Genomic DNA, 16,036 nt, shown 5'->3' on the forward strand with positions numbered 1-16,036 from the left:
ATGCTGCATGCGGCACTCCTCCCGGAGGACCTGCTCGACCTCCCGCTCGTCGCAGCCGGCCAGGACGTCCAGGTCAGCGTCCCCGCCACGAGCGCGAACCTCGGTCCCGGCTTCGATGCGCTCGGACTGGCGCTCTCGCTCCACGACACCGTGCGCGTCCGCACGACGACGTCGGGCTCGACGACCGTGCGGCCCACGGGAGAGGGTGCCGACGACCTGCCGCTCGACGGGAGGCACCTCGTGGCGCGCTCCCTCATCAGCACCCTCCACCGGGCGGGGCGCCGTGCTCCGGGTCTCGAACTCGACACCGTGAACGTGATCCCGCACGGCAGGGGCCTCGGCTCCTCCGCGTCCGCGATCGTCGCAGGGGTCCTCGCCGGCAACGCGCTGCTGCCGGTCGACGAGCGGATGGACGCCGCACACCTCCTGCAGTGGGCCGCCTCGATCGAGGGACACCCGGACAACGTAGCCCCCGCCCTGATGGGCGCCCTCGCGATCTCCTGGGAGAGCGGGCGGGCGTTCCACAGCACACGCGTGGAGGTGCACCCGGACGTCGTCCCGATCCTCGCGGTGCCCGACCTGGCGCTCTCCACCGAGAGCGCCCGGGCGCTGCTTCCCGCGTCCGTGTCCCACGCCAGTGCCGCGGCCAACGCAGGCCGGGCGGCCCTGATGGTGCATGCGCTCGGCGCCGATCCGTCCCTGCTGTTCCCCGCCACGCACGACTCGATCCACCAGGACTTCCGCGCGCCGGCCATGCTGACGAGCGCCACCCTGCTGCGCGGGCTGCGCGCCGCCGGGTTCGCCAGCACCATCTCCGGGGCGGGGCCCAGCGTCCTGACCCTCGCCGTGGGAGAGGCCGGAGCCGACGCGGCCGAGGAGGCGCTGCACCGCTTGATCGGCGTGGGCGACACGCCGGGAGCATGGCGGGTGCTCCGGCTGGCTGTGGAGCGGGAAGGTGCTAAAATAGGAAGGCACCACGGGTAGTGCGGCGTTCACGCCGACCTACTGTGCATCTCGACAGTACGTGGCGAGATGTGCCGTGTGCTTCTGTTGAGTCGGCCGTCCTCTCTGGACCGCCGCAACACTGCAGGTACCATCAGCAGCAGCACATCCTGACGGTGTAGCCTCCGACCCTATCCCGGAGCGTATGGACTCATCCTCCCGCGCAGGGACATTCTCTGGCTCCCAGCATCATCCAGGCCTGCCGGATCACATCCGGTTCGGCTGATCCCCCGCCTGCTTCATATGCGGCACGGGGCAAACCACCGCGGACCACTGATCATGTGGCCGCCCGACGAGGGGGAAGGATCCTTCGTGACTGAAACCACTGACCTGTTACCAGGTGTGGCCACCCAAGACGCTGAAGCAACCGGCGCAACGACTTCCAAGAGCAGTGGGCTTGCCGGCCTGAAGCTCGCGCAGCTGCAGGCGCTTGCCGGCCAGCTCGGCATCACCGGTGGGTCGAGGATGCGCAAGAGCGATCTCGTCTCCGCGATCTCCGACCACCAGCGCGGTGGGGCAGTCGCCGACCGGCAGCAGGCCCCCAGCGTCCGCACCGAGCGCACCGAGCGCACTGCCGAGGCAGAGCGACCTGTTGCGGACGGCACCCAGACCGGGGCAGAGGACACCCGGGGGCAGGACGCGCAGTCCGCCCCGGCCGAGCGCCAGCCCCGTACCCGTAACCGCAACCGCCGCGCGGGCAGCGACGGCGTGGTCTCCGTGCCGGCGGCCGATACCGCAACCGCCGACCAGGCCGAGGCCCCGTCGCGCGACGTCGCCGAGGAAGGCGCGGGCTCCGAGCAGCAGGACCGCGGCGACCGCGAGAACGGCGGCCGCAACCAGCGCAACCGCCGCAACCGCCGCGGCGAGGACCGCTCCGACGCGCCCTCGGGCCAGAACGAGTCCTCCAACGGCGCGGTGGGCGAGTCCACCAACGCCGGGCAGGGCGAGGCGCAGGCCGACTCCCCATCCGGGCAGCAGGGCGACGCCCGCGGCGAGCGACGCAGCCGCTCCCGCAACGGTCGGGACGACAACCAGTCGGGCAACGGCTCGGGCAACCAGTCGGGCAACCAGTCGGGCAACCAGTTCAACAGCCCGTCGAACGGCCAGTCGACCAACGACGGCCAGAACGACGGCGGCCGCAGCGGCAACGAGCGCAGCGACAACCGCGGCAACAACTCCAACGAGGACGAGGGCCGCGGACGCAACCGCCGCAACCGTGCGAACCGCAACGGAGGGAACGGTCCCGAGGACCGCAACAGCCGCTTCCGTGACCGCAACGAGCGCAACGACCGCCGTCGGGGCCGGAACCAGAACCCCGAGGTCGACGACGTCGAGGTCACCGACGACGACGTCCTGCTGCCCGTCGCGGGCATCCTCGACGTCCTCGAGAACTACGCCTTCGTGCGTACCTCCGGCTACCTTCCGGGCCCGAACGACGTCTACGTCTCGCTCGCCCAGGTCAAGAAGCACAACCTGCGCAAGGGCGACGCCGTCGTCGGAGCCATCCGTGCTCCCCGCGAGGGCGAGACCCAGGCCAGCACCCGCCAGAAGTTCAACGCGCTGGTCCGTGTCACCTCCATCAACGGCAAGCCTGCCGAGGAGCTGAAGGACCGCGTCGAGTTCGCGAAGCTCGTCCCGCTGTACCCCTCGGACCGCCTGCGCCTCGAGACGGACCCGAAGAAGATCGGTCCCCGCGTGATCGACCTCGTAGCCCCGATCGGCAAGGGCCAGCGTGGCCTGATCGTGTCGCCGCCCAAGGCCGGCAAGACCCTGATCCTGCAGGCGATCGCCAACGCCATCACGATCAACAATCCTGAGGTCCACCTCATGATGGTCCTCGTCGACGAGCGTCCCGAAGAAGTCACGGACATGCAGCGGACGGTCAAGGGAGAGGTCATCGCCTCGACGTTCGACCGCCCCGCCGACGACCACACCACGGTCGCCGAACTCTCCATCGAGCGTGCCAAGCGTCTCGTCGAGATGGGCATGGACGTCGTCGTGCTCCTGGACTCGATGACCCGCCTCGGCCGCGCCTACAACCTGGCCGCTCCGGCGTCGGGCCGTATCCTCTCCGGTGGCGTCGACTCCGCGGCGCTGTACCCGCCGAAGCGTTTCTTCGGTGCCGCCCGCAACATCGAGAACGGTGGTTCGCTCACCATCCTCGCGACCGCCCTCGTGGAGACCGGGTCCAAGATGGACGAGGTCATCTTCGAGGAGTTCAAGGGCACCGGCAACATGGAGCTCCGCCTCTCGCGGAACCTCGCCGACAAGCGCATCTTCCCCGCCGTCGACGTCAATGCCTCCGGCACGCGTCGCGAGGAGAACCTGCTCTCGCCCGACGAGGTCAAGATCATGTGGAAGCTGCGCCGCGTCCTGTCGGGCCTTGAGACCCAGCAGGCCCTGGAACTGCTCACCAACAAGATCCGGGAGACGCAGTCCAACGTCGAGTTCCTGATGCAGGTCCAGAAGACCACACTGGGCTCCAAGGACTCCGACTAGGGCTTACCCCGCCGCTCGTACTGCCGGCCCCGGCCGGCAGTACGAGCGGCTTTGCCCGTTAACCGGGATTCTCTGCCCCCTCGACCTTCGTAGACTGGCTGCACAAGCCGAAAGAGGTACATCCGATGTTTGAGTCCATCCAGGGACTGCTCGACGAACACTCCGAGCTGCAGGACCAGCTCGCCGACCCGGCGGTCCACGCCGACCAGTCGCTGGCCCGCCGGCTCGGCCGCCGGTACGCGGAACTGGGGCGCATCGTCGACGCGCACAACCGCTGGAGCGCGCTCGAGGACGACCTCGAGGCCGCCCGCGGCATGGCGTCCGAGGATCCCGAGTTCGCGGCCGAGGTGCCCGTCCTCGAGGAGCAGCTCGCGACGGCGCAGGAGAAGCTGCGCCGACTCCTCATCCCCCGCGACCCGAACGACAGCCGCAACGTCATCATCGAGGTCAAGGGCGGCGAGGGCGGCGACGAGGCCGCGCTGTTCGCCGGCGACCTCCTCCGCATGTACACGCGCTACGCGGAGTCCCGCGGCTGGAAGACCGAGCTGATCTCCGCGAACGAGTCCGACCTCGGCGGGTACAAGGACGTGCAGATGGCCATCAAGGGGTCCTCGAACGACCCCGCGGAGGGCGTCTACGCACGCCTCAAGTTCGAGGGCGGGGTGCATCGCGTCCAGCGCGTGCCCGTCACCGAGTCGCAGGGCCGCATCCACACCTCGGCCGCCGGCGTGCTCGTGCTGCCCGAGGTGGACGAGCCCGAAGAGGTCGAGATCAGCCAGAACGACCTCAAGATCGACGTCTACCGCTCCTCGGGCCCGGGCGGCCAGTCCGTGAACACGACCGACTCGGCCGTGCGTATCACGCACCTGCCCACCGGGATCGTCGTCGCCATGCAGAACGAGAAGTCCCAGCTGCAGAACCGTGAAGCCGCGATGCGCGTGCTCCGCTCCCGTATCCTCGCCCACGAGCAGGAGAAGATCGACGCCGCCAACTCCGACATCCGGAAGTCACAGATCCGCACGATGGACCGTTCGGAGCGCATCCGCACGTACAACTACCCGGAGAACCGCGTCGCCGACCACCGGACCGGGTACAAGGCCTACAACCTCGACGCCGTCATGAACGGAGACCTCGAGCCCGTGGTGCAGTCGGCCATCGAGATGGACGAGCAGGCCCGCCTGGACGCCATCGGCGCGGACGAGTAGTCGTGGAGGAAGCCCTGCGGGCCGCCGAACGGCAGCTCCGCGCGGCGGGTGTCCCCAGTCCGCGGGTCGACGCCGAGCTGCTGGCCGCCCACCTGCTGGGAGTCTCCCGCGGACGGCTGCGGGCCCTGGCGCTGATGGGATCGGCGGTACCCGTGGGCTTCCAGGCCCTCGTCGACGAGCGTGCCCGGCGCGTGCCGCTGCAGCACCTGACCGGCGTCGCGTACTTCCGCCGGATCGAGCTGTCCGTGGGCCCCGGTGTCTTCGTCCCGAGGCCGGAGACCGAGACCGTCGCGCAACTCGTGATCGACCGGGCCCTGGGCCTCGCCGCGCCCAGGATCGTCGACCTCGGCACGGGGTCCGGCGCCATCGCCGCCGCCGTCGCCGATGAGGTGCCCGGCGCCGACGTGTACGCCGTCGAACTCAGCGACCTCGCCCTCGCCTGGGCGGGACCGAATCTCGCGCGCTACGGCGTGCAGCTGGTGCAGGGCGACCTCGCCACGGCCCTCCCTGAGCACGACGGGACGTTCGACATCGTGGTCTCCAATCCCCCCTACATCCCCGCCGGCGCCGTACCGCACGAGCCGGAGGTGGCCGAGCACGACCCGCGGATGGCACTGTACGGCGGGGGAGCGGACGGCCTGGAGCTGCCCCGCGCCGCCGCGGCGTCCGCGGCCCGCCTGCTGAAGCCCGGAGGGTGCTTCGTGATGGAGCACGCGGAGGTGCAGGCCCCGTGGGTCTCCGCCTTCCTCGAGCGGACGGGCCTCTGGACCGCGGTCTCCACGCACCAGGACCTCACCGGCCGCGACCGCGCCACGAGCGCCGTGCTGACCACCGCCGGCCCGGCGAACGACACCCGAGAGGCACACCGATGACCGAGCACACCCCACCCGCCCGGCCGGACGCGGGCGTGACCGCCACGGTCGCCGTCGCGGCGGTCACCTACGACCGGCACGAGGAACTGGCACAGCTCCTGCGCTCCCTCGCGGCCCAGACCGCACCGATCGGCACCGTGGCCCTCGTCGACTCGGGGACGAAACCCGCGACCGACGTCGTCGACGCCGCCACGGCGGCCGGCGGCACCATCCACTACCTGCGCTCGGAGGCCAACCTCGGGGGAGCAGGCGGCTTCGCCTTCGCCATCCTCGCGGCCATCGCGAGCGGCGCCGAGTGGATCTGGCTCATGGACGACGACGGCCACCCCGAGGACGGCCGGTGCCTCGCCGAGCTGCTGAAGGCCGCGCACGACCACGACCTCGACATCGTGAGCCCGCTCGTCGCGGCGACGTCCGACCCCTCGCGGCTGTCCTTCAACTTCCGTATCAACGGACTGCTGACGAACGACCGCGCCGCCCTCGAGGCCAAGGGCTACCTGCCCGACATGGTGCACTTCTTCAACGGTGCCCTCGTCCGCGCGGAGGTGTTCTCGACGATCGGCCTGCCGGACATGAAGTTCTTCATCCGCGGCGACGAGGTGGACTTCCTGGCGCGAGTGCGGAAGGCCGGCCTGAAGTACGGGACACTCGCCACGGTGGCGGTGCGGCATCCGGCCACGTGGTCGGAGATGAAGCCGATCTTCGGCGGATTCATCACCCCGGTGATCCCCGACGGCGACTTCAAACGATTCTCCTACTTCCGGAACCGCGCCTACCTCGCCCGCAAGTACCGCAACCTCCGGTGGTTCGTGGCGGACGTCATCGGCTTCCCCTACTACTTCATCACGCAGCGCGACGTCAGGGGCCTGCGGGCCTGGTTCGCCGCCTACTCCGCGGGGCTCCGCGGGACAGGCTTCGGACCGCCCCCGTCGTCCTGATGCACGGGCCTCGGGCGGGTGGACGCGCCCGATGTGCGCGGCCGCGTCCAGCAGTGGAAGGATGATCGGGTGACAACGAGCTACGACTGTTCCGATCCCGCCCAGCGAAGCGAAGGGCTGGCCGCCGCCCAGCGCGCGGTATCGCTCAAGCAGTGCATCGTCCTGCCGACCGACACCGTCTACGGCATCGGCGCGGACGCCTTCTCCCCGCAGGCCGTGGCCACCCTGCTCGCCTCCAAGGGGCGCGGACGGAACATGCCACCCCCGGTCCTGATCCCGCGGATCGAGACCCTCGACGGCCTCGCGACCGACATCCACCCCGACGCCCGCCGTCTCGCCGAAGCGTTCTGGCCCGGCGGCCTCACCCTCATCTGCCTGGCGCAGCCATCACTCACCTGGGATCTCGGGGACACCCTCGGCACCGTCGCGCTGCGCATGCCCGACGACGATCTGGCTCTCGAACTGCTGACGCTCACCGGCCCGCTCGCGGTGTCCTCCGCGAACCGGACGGGCCACCCGGCCGCGACGACGGCGGCAGAGGCCGCCGGGCAGCTCTCGGAGTCGGTGGCCGTCTACCTCGACGCCGGTCCGCGGGCCGACGCCGGTGGCACGGGATCCACCATCGTCGACGCGACAGGGGAGGCACTGCGCGTGGTCCGGCAGGGCACTGTGTCGCTCGGGCAGCTGCGGGAGGTCGTGCCGGGCGTCGTCGGGATCGACGGCGGGATCGACGGCGGGGCTCCCGCCGCGCCGGCCGCCGGGACATAGCTCAGCGCCCGCCGGTCCCCGGGATTGCCCGGCGCGCGTCGGCGAGGACGTCGCGGATCCTGCCCGCCGGGACCAGGCCCTGCTCAGCGGCCCAGCCGGTCACCTGGTCCTGGCCGAACCACATCAGTTCGGCGCGCCGCACGTGCCCGTCGAGGCGTCCGCGCACCAGGGCCGAGAGCAGATAGCCGGTCCGGACAAGGGAGCGGCACAGCACCGCCGGCAGCACCCGGGGGTGCCCGCCCGCCGCCTCGAGGACCGTGCGCACCGTGAGGCCCTCCCAGGGCTGCAGCACCCGTGCCGGAAGGACGCCGCGATGGCGGCCGACGGCCAGGACCAGCTCCGCGAGAGTGTCGACCGACGTGACCGGCGATCGCGCGGTCCCCGGGGATGCCACCGAGGCGAGCGGCGAGCGGGCAAGACGCGCCAGGGCCGCCGTCGTCGGACGCCCCTCGCCCTGCACCGACGTGGCCCGCACCGTCACGACGGACAGGGACCGCTCCCGCGCCGCCGCGGCCTCCAGTGCCTGCTCGCCGAGCGCCTTGCTGCGGGAGTAGGCCGAGAAGGGCCGGACGGTCCCGGTCTCGTCGAGCATCGGTGTCCGGCCCTGCACGGCTGCGCTGCTGAGGTGGATCAGGCGGCGGACCCCTGCGGCCGACGCCGCGCGGACGAGCACGGCGGGCAGCAGGGCATTGGCACCGAGCAGGTCCGCACCGTCGGTCGCCGAGGGGGTGGCGAGGCCGGCCGCATTCACGACGACGTCATATCCCGCCAACGCGGTCTCCAGCCCGGCGGTGTCCGCGGCGGCCGCGGCAGCGAGGAGGGCCTCCGGTGCGTCGGCCGTCGTCGTGAACCGCGGCGCGGACAGGGCGTGCGCGTCGATGCCCGCCGCGTGCAGGGCCCGCAGCACCGCCGAGCCGACGAAGCCGGAGCCGCCGAGCACCAGCCAGCGCATCAGGAACCGCCCGTCCGGCGGACGGTGTCCGGCAGGGGCGGCTCGGGCTGCCAGTGGGGATCACGGAGGATCACGCGGGCGGCCCGCCACCCTCGCCACACGTGGGAGGCGCCGGAGATCGAGCGCTCGACGGCGACCAGGCGGACGAGCTCCTTCGCGGCGGACAGGAACGTGCCGAGACCGAATCCTGCCCGATGGTAGCGGCCATGGAGCTGGAGATACCGCGCAAGGTGCCCGCGGTTGCGCATCCCGCAGAAACGCGACAGGTCGCTCGACTCGTTCAGGTGCCGGACGCCGAGGTCGACCTGCCGCTGCGCGCGTGTCTTGCGGAGCACGAAGGCGTCGATGTACGCCACGGGGTACCGCCGGGAGACGAGCCACCCGTAGGTGAGGTCGTCGCCGTTGAGGAAGAACCGGGCGTCGGGCAGGCCGATCTCGCGGACGACGTCCGCCGCGATCAGCATTCCCTCGAAACACGCCACGTTGGTGTGGAAGACCGGCGACCCGGCGAAGACGTCACCCCGGACCGGCAGATGGACGCCGGTGTACTCGTCGAGGACGTGCTGCCAGAAGAAGGGCCGGCCCGCGGCGTCGTAGCGGCGTCCGTGGATGCAGGAGTACCGGCTCATCCAGGGCTCGAAGGACGCGAGGGCGTCGGGGAGGACGACGACGTCGTCGTCCATCAGCCAGAGCCAGTCGGCACCCTCCTCGAGGGCGCGCGCGACGCCGGCCGCGAAGCCGCCCGAGCCGCCCGCGTTCACGGGCAGGCGCTCCACGATGAGAGGTACCGGGAGACGGATGTCGGCGAGGACGTCGCCGGTGCCGTCGGAGCTGGCGTTGTCGACCACGACGACGGCGGCGGGCGCCGGTCGGAGCGCCGCGATCGACTCGAGGAGCTCCTGCAGGAGGGCCGCCCGGTTGAAGGTCGTGACCACGAGGAATACACGGGGAGAGCCGGCGTCGGGGACGTGCAACCTGTTCCTTCCGGGCCGCGCCATGACGGTGCGGAACGGACCTGGCACAGGCGGGGCGGTTAGTATTCTGGGGTACCAGCAGTCTATTACACCGTGTTCCAGCCCCGGCCGGACGGGTCCGACACCACGGGTGACGGGCGCTCCCGGGCAGCCGCACGCCCGGTTTGCGGTGGACCGCCTGCATGACACCGTTAGGAATCATGGGACTCAACGAAGGCCGGGCCTCCGCCCGGACAACCGGCTCGACGGCCCTGGCCGCCTCCGGTGACAAACCGGCCATCTGGCTGTGGTCGCAGTACCTGCTGGACGCCGCCGCCTGGATCGTGGCCATCCTGCTCGCGCTGATCCTCCGCTACGAACTCCTCGTCAAGGAGATCAACGTCCCGGGCATCGCCGTGTTCTGCGCGGTGGCCGTCGTCTCGCAGCTGGCGGTGGGCCTCAGCTTCGCGCTGTACCGGGGGAGGTACAGCTTCGGGAGCTTCCACGAGGCGAAGCTCCTCGTCATCGTCGCGGTGCTGGTCGCCGTCATCCTGGTGCTCGTCAGCGTGGCGTTCTTCACGGTCATCGAGGTCCCGCGCAGCATCGGCGTCATCGCGTTCCCGTTCGCCTGCATGTTCCTGGCCGCCACCCGCTACCTCAAGCGGATGTACGTGGAGAGCAAGGCGAAGCCCGGCGAGGACGCGCAGCGCACGCTCATCTACGGTGCGGGGTTCCTCGGCAACTCGCTCGTGGGCCGCATGATGCAGGACCCGGATTCGCCCTACTTCCCGGTCGGCCTGATCGACGACGATCCGGCCAAGAAGCACCTGCGGCTCTCCACCGTGCCCGTCCTCGGGCGGGTAGACGACCTGCGGGACGTCGTGTCGAGGACGCAGGCCTCGGTCCTGGTCATCGCGTTCTCCGAGGTGGAGGCCGCGCAGGTGCGCCGCGTATCCGACCTCGTGGCCGGCCTCGGCATCAGGGTGCTCGTCCTGCCCCCGCTCCGGGACATGCTCGGAGCCGCAGGCGCCGCCATCGCGGACTTCCGCGAGGTGGCCGTCGAGGACCTCATCGGACGCCGTCCGGTGGACATCCACCCGGACGAGGTTGCCGGGTACGTCGCGGACAAGCGCGTGCTCGTGACCGGGGCGGGTGGGTCGATCGGCTCCGAACTGTGCCGCCAGCTGGCGGCCTTCGCCCCGTCCGAGCTCATCATGCTCGACCGCGACGAGAGCGGGCTGCAGTCCACGCAGATCTCGCTCACCGGGCGCGGCCTGCTGACCGGCCGCGACACCGTCCTCGCCGACATCCGGGACGCGGACGCCCTGCTGAACATCTTCGAGGACCGCCGGCCCGAGGTCGTCTTCCACGCGGCCGCCCTCAAGCACGTGTCCCTGCTCGAGCAGTACCCGGAGGAAGCCTGGAAGACGAACGTCCAGGGTTCGCTCAACGTCCTCCGGGCCTCCGCGGCCGTCGGCGTGACCAACTTCGTCAACATCTCCACGGACAAGGCGGCGGACCCCACGAGCGTCCTCGGCCACTCCAAGCGTGTCGCCGAGAAGCTCACGTCCTGGCACGCCGAGGCCACGGGCCAGCGGTACGTGTCGGTGCGCTTCGGCAACGTGATCGGCAGCCGTGGTTCCATGCTGCCGCTGTTCACCGAGCAGATCCGCAACGGCGGTCCCATCACGGTGACCGACCCCGAGGTGACGCGCTTCTTCATGACCATCCCCGAGGCCTGCCAGCTCGTCGTCCAGGCGGGCGCGATCGGCAGGGGAGGGGAGGTGCTCATCCTCGACATGGGTGAGGCCGTGAAGATCCTCGACGTCGCCCAGCGCATGATCGCGATGTCCGGCAAGGACATCGACATCGTCTTCACGGGCCTGCGGCCGGGGGAGAAGATGCACGAGGACCTGATGGGCGTGGGCGAGAACGATTCCCGTCCCCTGCACCCGAAGATCTCCCACACGTCCGTGGACGCGCTGAACCCGGGCACGCTGAGCCTCCAGCGCTGGAAGACCGAGGGTGGCTTCGGGCAGGGGCAGCTCGACGTCCTCCCGGAGGACGGCCGGGACGTCGCGGGCCGTCCCGCCGGCACCGCGCCTCCGGCCGCCGGCACCCCACGACCGGCCGCCAGCCCGGCGCCGTCCACCGCCAGCGCCGGACCCGCAGCATGAGCGCCGACCTGGTGATCGTCGGGCTCGTCGCCCTGGGGCTGTCCCTCGCGCTGCCCGTGGCCGTGAAGCCCCTGCTGAAGCGGTGGGGTGTGGTCGACATCCCCAACGACCGCTCCTCGCACACCACAGTCGTGATCCGGGGCATGGGGATGGCCGTCGCGGTCGCGATCCTCGTGGCACTGGCCGTCTCCCTGGCCATCGGGCTCGTCGCCGTCGACCGCTCGCTCATCCTCGCCGTGATCGGAATGGTGGGGGCGGCCGCCACCCTGGGCTGGATCGAGGACTTCCGCGGCCTGACCATCCGGGTGCGGGCCACCGCGCAGCTCCTGATCGGGGTGCTCGGCACGGTCGTCCTCGCGACGACCATCGAGGACAGCAGCTACTGGTGGGTCCCCGTCGGGGCGGTCGCCGTGGCCACGTACATCAACGCCGCCAACTTCATGGACGGCATCAACGGCATCTCCGGCATGCACGGGGTGGTCGTGGGCCTCTTCTACTCGTGGGCCGGGTTCCTCAGCGACCAGTTGTGGCTCACGGTCGCCGGGCTCGTGGTCGCCGCCGCCTTCGCAGGCTTCCTGCCCTGGAACCTGGGCCGGGGCTTCGTGTTCCTGGGCGACGTCGGCAGCTACCTGCTCGGGGCGTCGATCGCGGCCATCGCCGTCACGGGCCTGCTCGCGGGCGTCTACCTCGAGTACCTCCTCTCGCCGGTGCTCATCTATCTGGCGGACACGTTCACCACGTTCCTGCGCCGTGCGCGGCGCGGGGAGCGGCTGGCCGTCGCGCACCGGCAGCACGTGTACCAGAGGCTCACCGACACGGGGCTGAACCACGTGCAGGTCGCGCTCTTCGTGAGCGTGCTGTCCGCACTCACCGGTGCTGCGGGCTTCGTGCTCGCCACCGCGCCCGCGCCGCTCGCGGTATCGGCCTCGCTGTTCGCCGCGGCCGTGGTCGCGCTGTACCTCTACTCCCCGCGGATCTTCCGGGCACTCGCGCGTCGTCGGGCGGCGATCGACGCCTGATCGAACCCCCCTGTGGGGTAGAATTTCAGGCGCCGGGCGCGGTGACCCACCGTCCCGCAGTTCCGGCCCCAGACCTCACGACGCCGTCGTTCGGGGACCAGCAGGGCGCCCACGGCGCAGCCGACAGAGCGGACAGCACGTGCCACGACCGGAGGACCCGGCCACCGGAGCCGACCATGCGACGTTCTCCCCGGCGTCGGGGCCCACGGAGAGTCCCTGGCTGCGCATCCTCGGATGGAGTGCGGCCGGGGGAGCGTCGGTCGCCGTCCTGCTCGCGATCGCGGCGCTGCTGGCGGCCTCACCCGCCGCCGGCCTGAGTGTCCTGTTCGGCGCGGCCCTCGTCATGGTGTTCTTCGGCCTCAGCCTCCTCATCGGCCACTTCACCGGCAGGACCAACCCCTCCGGGGCGCTCGGGTTGTTCGCCGTCACCTACGCCATCAAGGTCGTGGGGTTCGCCGCCGTCCTGTTCCTGTTCGGGACGCCGGGCTGGCTGGACCGGACCTGGTTCTTCTGGGGCGCCCTCGCAACCGTCGTCGTGTGGCAGGTCGCGGAGGTCGTCGCGTTCTCGCGGCTCCGTACGCCCCTCTACGACGACACGCCCGGGGCGGTGGCGGGTCCCCCCGCGCCCTCGCGACGGGAAGGGCACTGACGTGACCGGACCTTCCCACGGCCCCGGCGACTCCTCCGGCGACACCCCGACGCCGGGTGAAGCGCGATTCTCCAACGGCGGCTACAACGCCGGTATCGCGGTCCTGAGCTACATGATTGGCGGGATCGCGGTATGGAGTTTGATAGGCTGGGGGCTGGATAATCTCCTCGACACGCGCTGGTTGGTGCTGGCGGGAGCGTTCGTAGGTGCAGCAGGGGGTTTCTACCTCTCCCACATGCACAACCTCACCCAGAACCACACGCCGGATCCGCAGCGCGGAGCCCGGTCGACGTCCGGTGCCGAGGATGAACCGGAGTGAATCCCCAGAACTTCATGAGTCGGACCAGTCACGCTGCGGCCGAACAGATCTTGCCCAACGATGGACACTGCAGAGAGGAAACGCGTTGATCGCGCTTGCGCTCCCGGCCGCAACTACTGAAGAGGGATTCGTAGCCCCGACTATCGACGACACCCACTACCGGGACATCCTCCCGTGGGGTGACGCCTACGGAGTCTGGTTCGATCCCGGCTTCGGCAAGCAGATGCTCATGGTCATCCTGTCCGTGGTCCTCATCGCCGCATTCTTCCTGGTCGCGTCACGGCGCAACCAGCTGGTCCCCGGCAAGGTGCAGTTCCTCGGCGAGTCCGCATACGGCTTCGTCCGCAACTCCATCGGCAAGGACATCATCGGCGGCAGGGACTTCATGCGGTACGTCCCGTGGCTGTTCACCGCGTTCTTCTTCGTGCTGGTGAACAACATCTTCGGGGCCATCCCGTTCCTGCAGCTGCCCAGCTTCTCCCACCCGGGCAGTGCCTACGCCATCGCGGCGATCTTCTACCTGCTCTGGGTGGGCATCGGCATCCAGAAGCACGGCCTCCGCTACTTCAAGCTGGCCGTAGTCCCCTCGGGCGTCCCGTGGTACATCCTGCCGATCGTCGTGCCGATCGAGATCATCTCGAACTTCATCGTCCGTCCTGTCACCCACTCGCTGCGACTCTTCGCGACGATGCTCGCCGGCCACCTGATCGTGACCCTCGCCGGATCCGCCATCGAGTACATGGTGATGACCGGCAACATCCTGCTGCAGGGAACCAGCGTCCTGGTCCTTCTCGGCGCCATCGCGATGTACATGCTCGAGGTGCTGATCATGATCCTGCAGGCCTACGTCTTCACGCTGCTCGCCGCGATCTACATCGAAGGCGCGCTGCACGCGGACGCTCACTGATTCACACAAGTCTTCCCCGTCGGGGATGATCCCAAGCAACCTGTCGCATCAAGGCGGCATCTTGAAAGGAACACAATGGAAGTACAGGGTAGCCTCAACCTCGTTGGATACGGTCTCTCCGCAATCGGCGGTGGTATCGGCGTCGGTCTCGTCTTCGCGGCCTACATCAATGGTGTGGCTCGCCAGCCCGAGGCGCAGCGTGTTCTCCAGCCCATCGCCTTCCTCGGCCTGGCGCTGACCGAAGCCCTCGCGATCCTGGGTCTCGTCTTCGCCTTCGTCATCGGCGCCTGACAAGGCCGCCCTGACCGACCGAAGACCAGCTGAAGAAAGACGGGTGAAAAATGCTTAACGCAGCGATTATGGCGGCGGAGGAGGGCACAAGCCCGCTCGCACCGAACTGGTGGGAGTTCCTCGTGACATTGGCCGGCTTCGCCGTGCTGATGTTCATCGTCATCAAGTACGTCATGCCGGCATTCGAGAAGACGTTCGAACAACGGACGGCTGCCATCGAGGGCGGTATCGCCAAGGCGGAAGCCGCACAGGCGGAGGCCAACGCGGCGCTGGAAGAGTACAAGCAGCAGCTTGTGGACGCCCGCACCGAGGCCAACCGCATCCGTGAGGAAGCACGTGCCGAGGGTGCCCAGATCCTCGCGGACCTGAAGGAGAAGGCGGCCGCCGAGTCGGCACGCATCTCCGAGCAGGCCCACGTCCAGATCGAAGCCGAGCGCCAGGCCGCCGTGGTCTCGCTCCGCGCGGAGGTCGGCACGCTCGCGACCGATCTCGCGAGCCGGATCGTCGGGGAGTCCCTCGCGGACGACGCCCGCTCGTCCCGCGTCATCGACCGCTTCCTCGCTGACCTCGAGACTTCGTCACAGAGCGCAGGTGCGGCGAAGTAATGGCAGGAGTATCGAGCCAGTCCCTGGCAACGGTCCGTGAAGGGCTGGAGTCCCGCCTGCAGGGCGCGACCCTGGGCCTCGCAGAGGAGCTGTTCGGCGTGCTGTCGATCCTCGACAGCAATGCCGGGCTGCGCCGCGCACTCACGGATCCTTCCCGCACCGGCAAGGACAAGGCGGTGCTCGTCGATCAGCTGATCGCCGGCCGCGTCTCGTCCGAAGCTGCAGCCGTGGTCAGGGACCTCGTCAGCGAGCGGTGGGCCAACGCCCGCGACATCGGTGATGCCCTGGAGACCCTCGCGGCGACCGTGGTCATCGCGGTGGCCGAGCGCGGCAACGGTGTGGAGGGCCTGGACCGGCTCGAGAACGAGCTGTTCTCCTTCATCCAGGTGGTCGCTTCGAACCACGCCCTGCAGAGGGCGCTCTCGGACGCGCAGGCCACCGCGGAGTCGAAGGTGGTCCTCGGCCTCAAGCTCGTGCCCCAGGCAGGGCCCGCCGGCAAGCTCCTCATCGAACAGGCCGTGCGGTCGCCGCGCGGGTTGAAGCCCGCAATCCTCGTCGAACGGTTCCTCGAACTGGTCGCCGCGCGCCAGCAGCGCTGGATCGCCAATGTCAGCGTCACCCGTCCGCTGACGGCAAGCCAGCTCGAACGGCTGGAGTCCGGTCTGAACACCATGTACAACCGCGAGCTCAAGGTCAACGTCACGGTAGACCCCACACTGATCGGCGGAGTCCGCGTCAACGTGGGCGACGAGATGGTCGATTCGACCGTCATCACGCGGCTGTCCGAACTTCGCCGCAGGCTGGCGGGATAGGGCGCTCGCGCCTTGTCCGATCCGCGCCACACCCACTGAATCACACACCGGTCGCCACGCATCCCATG

Annotated in this window: 16 protein-coding genes; 14 read left to right on the plus strand and 2 right to left on the minus strand. The window is 69.9% G+C overall.

The window, feature by feature from the left end:
* The 6 genes from thrB to ACX80F_RS02320 all read left to right on the plus strand — a co-directional run bounded on the left by thrB (position 1) and on the right by ACX80F_RS02320 (position 7,284).
* On the plus strand, positions 1 to 984 hold the full coding sequence (gene thrB, locus ACX80F_RS02295; RefSeq protein WP_459334758.1) for a homoserine kinase: 984 nt from the start codon (positions 1 to 3) through the stop codon (positions 982 to 984).
* Positions 985 to 1,314: 330 nt separating this feature from the next.
* Positions 1,315 to 3,501, plus strand: coding sequence for a transcription termination factor Rho (gene rho, locus ACX80F_RS02300; protein ID WP_459334759.1), 2,187 nt, complete (start codon positions 1,315 to 1,317; stop codon positions 3,499 to 3,501).
* Positions 3,502 to 3,626: 125 nt separating this feature from the next.
* The gene (gene prfA / locus ACX80F_RS02305) at positions 3,627 to 4,706 is read left to right on the plus strand and encodes a peptide chain release factor 1 (protein WP_459334760.1); all 1,080 of its coding nucleotides are present in this window, start codon (positions 3,627 to 3,629) and stop codon (positions 4,704 to 4,706) included.
* 2 nt (positions 4,707 to 4,708) lie between these two features.
* Positions 4,709 to 5,578: a peptide chain release factor N(5)-glutamine methyltransferase gene (gene prmC, locus ACX80F_RS02310; RefSeq protein ID WP_459334761.1), complete on the plus strand. Its 870-nt coding sequence runs from the start codon at positions 4,709 to 4,711 to the stop codon at positions 5,576 to 5,578.
* Positions 5,575 to 6,516 carry a glycosyltransferase gene (locus tag ACX80F_RS02315; RefSeq protein ID WP_459334762.1) on the plus strand — a complete coding sequence of 314 codons (942 nt, stop codon included), beginning with the start codon at positions 5,575 to 5,577 and terminating at the stop codon, positions 6,514 to 6,516. Before prmC ends, ACX80F_RS02315 begins: the two co-directional genes overlap by 4 nt.
* 69 nt (positions 6,517 to 6,585) lie before the next feature.
* Positions 6,586 to 7,284, plus strand: a complete 699-nt coding sequence (locus ACX80F_RS02320) for an L-threonylcarbamoyladenylate synthase (RefSeq protein ID WP_459334763.1) — start codon at positions 6,586 to 6,588, stop codon at positions 7,282 to 7,284.
* Between the two features lies 1 nt (position 7,285).
* On the opposite strand, the gene ACX80F_RS02325 is transcribed toward ACX80F_RS02320, so the two are convergent.
* Positions 7,286 to 8,236, minus strand: a complete 951-nt coding sequence (locus tag ACX80F_RS02325; protein WP_459334764.1) for an NAD-dependent epimerase/dehydratase family protein — start codon at positions 8,234 to 8,236, stop codon at positions 7,286 to 7,288.
* Positions 8,236 to 9,210, minus strand: coding sequence for a glycosyltransferase (locus ACX80F_RS02330; RefSeq protein ID WP_459334765.1), 975 nt, complete (start codon positions 9,208 to 9,210; stop codon positions 8,236 to 8,238). Before ACX80F_RS02330 ends, ACX80F_RS02325 begins: the two co-directional genes overlap by 1 nt.
* Positions 9,211 to 9,410: 200 nt before the next feature.
* Between ACX80F_RS02330 and ACX80F_RS02335 the strand changes: the two genes are divergently transcribed.
* The 8 genes from ACX80F_RS02335 to ACX80F_RS02370 all read left to right on the plus strand — a co-directional run bounded on the left by ACX80F_RS02335 (position 9,411) and on the right by ACX80F_RS02370 (position 15,968).
* The gene (locus tag ACX80F_RS02335) at positions 9,411 to 11,366 is read left to right on the plus strand and encodes a polysaccharide biosynthesis protein (RefSeq protein WP_459334766.1); all 1,956 of its coding nucleotides are present in this window, start codon (positions 9,411 to 9,413) and stop codon (positions 11,364 to 11,366) included.
* The gene (locus ACX80F_RS02340) at positions 11,363 to 12,385 is read left to right on the plus strand and encodes an MraY family glycosyltransferase (RefSeq protein WP_459334767.1); all 1,023 of its coding nucleotides are present in this window, start codon (positions 11,363 to 11,365) and stop codon (positions 12,383 to 12,385) included. Before ACX80F_RS02335 ends, ACX80F_RS02340 begins: the two co-directional genes overlap by 4 nt.
* Positions 12,386 to 12,524: 139 nt before the next feature.
* Positions 12,525 to 13,034, plus strand: coding sequence for a hypothetical protein (locus ACX80F_RS02345; RefSeq protein ID WP_459334768.1), 510 nt, complete (start codon positions 12,525 to 12,527; stop codon positions 13,032 to 13,034).
* 1 nt (position 13,035) lies between these two features.
* Positions 13,036 to 13,353, plus strand: coding sequence for a hypothetical protein (locus ACX80F_RS02350; RefSeq protein WP_459334769.1), 318 nt, complete (start codon positions 13,036 to 13,038; stop codon positions 13,351 to 13,353).
* 85 nt (positions 13,354 to 13,438) lie between these two features.
* Positions 13,439 to 14,260 (plus strand): F0F1 ATP synthase subunit A, encoded by an 822-nt coding sequence (gene atpB, locus ACX80F_RS02355; RefSeq protein WP_459334770.1) that lies wholly within the window; start codon positions 13,439 to 13,441, stop codon positions 14,258 to 14,260.
* A 75-nt stretch (positions 14,261 to 14,335) separates the two neighbouring features.
* Positions 14,336 to 14,551 (plus strand): ATP synthase F0 subunit C, encoded by a 216-nt coding sequence (locus ACX80F_RS02360; protein WP_019481292.1) that lies wholly within the window; start codon positions 14,336 to 14,338, stop codon positions 14,549 to 14,551.
* Positions 14,552 to 14,601: 50 nt separating this feature from the next.
* Entirely contained in the window at positions 14,602 to 15,156 is a 555-nt protein-coding gene (locus tag ACX80F_RS02365; RefSeq protein WP_434993840.1) for a F0F1 ATP synthase subunit B, read from the plus strand.
* Positions 15,156 to 15,968 carry a F0F1 ATP synthase subunit delta gene (locus tag ACX80F_RS02370; RefSeq protein WP_459334771.1) on the plus strand — a complete coding sequence of 271 codons (813 nt, stop codon included), beginning with the start codon at positions 15,156 to 15,158 and terminating at the stop codon, positions 15,966 to 15,968. Before ACX80F_RS02365 ends, ACX80F_RS02370 begins: the two co-directional genes overlap by 1 nt.
* Positions 15,969 to 16,036: the final 68 nt, after the last annotated feature.

It is taken from the genome of Arthrobacter sp. TMS2-4 (genome assembly GCF_054511075.1).

What these genes read in the sequence shown, in the direction of transcription:
- ACX80F_RS02370 (WP_459334771.1), top strand. Translation starts at nt 15,156, where the DNA reads ATGGCAGGAGTATCGAGCCAGTCCCTGGCAACGGTCCGTGAAGGGCTG.
- ACX80F_RS02340 (WP_459334767.1), top strand. Translation starts at nt 11,363, where the DNA reads ATGAGCGCCGACCTGGTGATCGTCGGGCTCGTCGCCCTGGGGCTGTCC.
- ACX80F_RS02360 (WP_019481292.1), top strand. Translation starts at nt 14,336, where the DNA reads ATGGAAGTACAGGGTAGCCTCAACCTCGTTGGATACGGTCTCTCCGCA.
- ACX80F_RS02325 (WP_459334764.1), bottom strand. Translation starts at nt 8,236, where the DNA reads ATGCGCTGGCTGGTGCTCGGCGGCTCCGGCTTCGTCGGCTCGGCGGTG.
- prfA (WP_459334760.1), top strand. Translation starts at nt 3,627, where the DNA reads ATGTTTGAGTCCATCCAGGGACTGCTCGACGAACACTCCGAGCTGCAG.
- thrB (WP_459334758.1), top strand. Translation starts at nt 1, where the DNA reads ATGCTGCATGCGGCACTCCTCCCGGAGGACCTGCTCGACCTCCCGCTC.
- ACX80F_RS02335 (WP_459334766.1), top strand. Translation starts at nt 9,411, where the DNA reads ATGGGACTCAACGAAGGCCGGGCCTCCGCCCGGACAACCGGCTCGACG.
- ACX80F_RS02365 (WP_434993840.1), top strand. Translation starts at nt 14,602, where the DNA reads ATGCTTAACGCAGCGATTATGGCGGCGGAGGAGGGCACAAGCCCGCTC.
- ACX80F_RS02315 (WP_459334762.1), top strand. Translation starts at nt 5,575, where the DNA reads ATGACCGAGCACACCCCACCCGCCCGGCCGGACGCGGGCGTGACCGCC.